The organism is Saccharopolyspora sp. NPDC002686 (genome assembly GCF_040295745.1).
Classification (GTDB): Bacteria; Actinomycetota; Actinomycetes; order Mycobacteriales; family Pseudonocardiaceae; genus Saccharopolyspora; species Saccharopolyspora oryzae.
Map to the genome: position 1 here is coordinate 1 of NZ_JBEOVY010000597.1, position 2,286 is coordinate 2,286.

Genomic DNA, 2,286 nt, shown 5'->3' on the forward strand with positions numbered 1-2,286 from the left:
CGAGGACGGCCCGACTGCCGTGTATTGGCATACATAAAGTCGGGCACCCGGAGTCCAGGCGGGCGCTGAGGTTCCGCTACCCGCACCGCCACGCAGGACGAGGATGGAAGAACCTCTCAGAGGTCTTCGGCTGCTTGTTCGATGGTTTCGCCTCTGCCGAGGCGGCTGTTGCGCTTGCTGTAGACGAAGTACAGGGCCAGGCCGAGGACCATCCAGATGCCGAAGCGGATCCAGGTCCAGCCCTCCAGGTTCAGCATCAGGTAGATGCAGGCGATCGCGGCCAGGACCGGGATCACCGGCACCCACGGGACGCGGAACGCGCGCGGCAGGTCCGGGCGGGTCCGGCGCAGCACCAGCACGCCGACCGAGACCAGCGCGAACGCGGCCAGGGTGCCGATGTTGGTCATCTCGGCGAGCACGTTGATCGGGGTCAGCGAGGCGATGACCGCCACCACGATGCCGGTGATCACGGTGATCCGGTACGGCGTGCGGTACTTGCGGTGCACCTTGGCGAACCACACCGGCAGCAGCCCGTCGCGGCTCATCGCGAACCCGACCCGCGCCTGGCCCAGCATCAGGATGAGGATCACCGTGGTCAGCCCGGCGATGGCGCCCAGCGACACCAGCCCGACGGCCCACGGGGCGCCGATCGCCTGGAACGCGGTGGCCATCGGGGCGGCGGTGTCCAGTTGGTCGTACTTGACGATGCCGGTCATCACCAGCGACACCAGCACGTACAGGATCGAGCAGATGGCCAGCGAACCGAGGATGCCGATCGGCATGTCGCGCTGCGGGCGCCGGGTCTCCTCCGCGCCGCTGGCGACGATGTCGAAGCCGATGTAGGCGAAGAACACCAGCGCGGCACCGGCCACCAGTCCGCTGAGCCCGAACGAGCCGGTCTGCCCGAAGATCGCGCTGATCAGCGGCTCCTCCAGCGGGGCGCTGACGGCTCCGGGGGCCGGGGGCTGGTGCGGCGGGATGAACGGGGACCAGTTGGCGGCCTTGATGAAGAACGCGCCGAAGATGATGAAGAACAGCACCACGAGCAGCTTGATCCCCACGATCACGTTGGTGACCGCGGCGCTGAGCCGGATGCCGACCACCAGCACGACGGTGAGGACCAGCGCGATGATCGCCGCCGGCAGGTCCACGACGCCGCCGGCGCCGGGCGCCGAGGTCAGCGCGTCGGGCAGGTGCAGGCCCATCGCATCGAGCGCGTGCGCGAAGTACTGGGACCAGCCCACCGACACGGTGGCGGCCCCGATGATGAACTCCAGCATCAGGTCCCAGCCGATGATCCAGGCGAAGAACTCGCCCAGCGAGGCGTAGGAGAACGTGTAGGCGGAACCCGCGACCGGCACCACCGAGGCGAACTCGGCGTAGCACAGCGCGGCGAGTCCGCAGGCGATGCCGGAGATGATGAACGAGATGGAGATGCCCGGCCCGGCGTCGGTGGCCGCAGCCACCCCGGTGAGCACGAAGATGCCGGTTCCGATGATCGCGCCGATGCCGATGCCCAGCAGGTCCACGGCCCGCAGCACCCGTCGCAGCCTGAACTCGGGTGCTTCCGCATCTCGGATGGACTGCTCGACCGACTTGACACGCATGATTGACATGGGTGGCCTCCTCACCCTTGTCCCGGCGGGTCGGGTTGGCCCGCTCGCGCCTCAACCAAGGATTGTGGCCCAGATCACGGGGTTCGGTCGACTTCGCTCATAACGATGCAGCTGCGATCAACGCTGCCGCAGCGGAGCGCGCGGTGCGGGCCGCGTCGGCTCGCCCGCTCACGGCGGCGGTGGCGATCGCGCCGTCGACCAGGATGAGCAGCTGCTCGGCGAGTTCGCCGGGCTCGGCCACGTCGAGCTGGTCGACCAGGTCGCGCAGGTAGGCGTGCAGTTCCCGCTTGTGGTCCTGGGCGGCTTCGGCCACTGCCGGGGACACGCCGCCGAGCTCGCCGAACGAGTTGAGGAACGCGCAGCCGCGGAAGCCGGGCTCGCTGAACCACTCGTGCAGCCAGTCGAAGACCGCGAGCACTCCCTCGCCGCTGCGTTCGACGTGCGCGGCCAGCGACGCCCGCCAGCGCGCGTCGCGGCGTCGCAGGTAGGCCTCGACCAGCTCGTCCTTCGAGGCGAAGCACTGGTAGAGGCGCTTGAGCGAGACTCCGGACGTGGTGCGCAGCTCGGCCATGCCCACGGCTTGGATGCCGCGTTCGGAGAACGGCATGGCGCGCTGGTTCCGGCGGCTGCGCGAAGGCGTTTTCGACCACGAGGACGTCGCGGTCCGCGC

2 protein-coding genes are annotated in these 2,286 nt (G+C 69.2%); both read right to left on the reverse strand.

Features of this window, described 5'->3' with window-relative positions:
- Window positions 1-116: 116 nt before the first annotated feature.
- Entirely contained in the window at window positions 117-1,616 is a 1,500-nt protein-coding gene (locus ABTZ89_RS38070) for an amino acid permease (protein ID WP_351054197.1), read from the reverse strand.
- 97 nt (window positions 1,617-1,713) lie between these two features.
- Window positions 1,714-2,187 carry a TetR/AcrR family transcriptional regulator gene (locus ABTZ89_RS38075; protein WP_351054199.1) on the reverse strand — a complete coding sequence of 158 codons (474 nt, stop codon included), beginning with the start codon at window positions 2,185-2,187 and terminating at the stop codon, window positions 1,714-1,716.
- Window positions 2,188-2,286: the final 99 nt, after the last annotated feature.

Bases quoted from the DNA above. Each gene is read 5' to 3' on its own strand.
- ABTZ89_RS38070 (WP_351054197.1), bottom strand. From the start codon at position 1,616: ATGTCAATCATGCGTGTCAAGTCGGTCGAGCAGTCCATCCGAGATGCG.
- ABTZ89_RS38075 (WP_351054199.1), bottom strand. From the start codon at position 2,187: ATGGCCGAGCTGCGCACCACGTCCGGAGTCTCGCTCAAGCGCCTCTAC.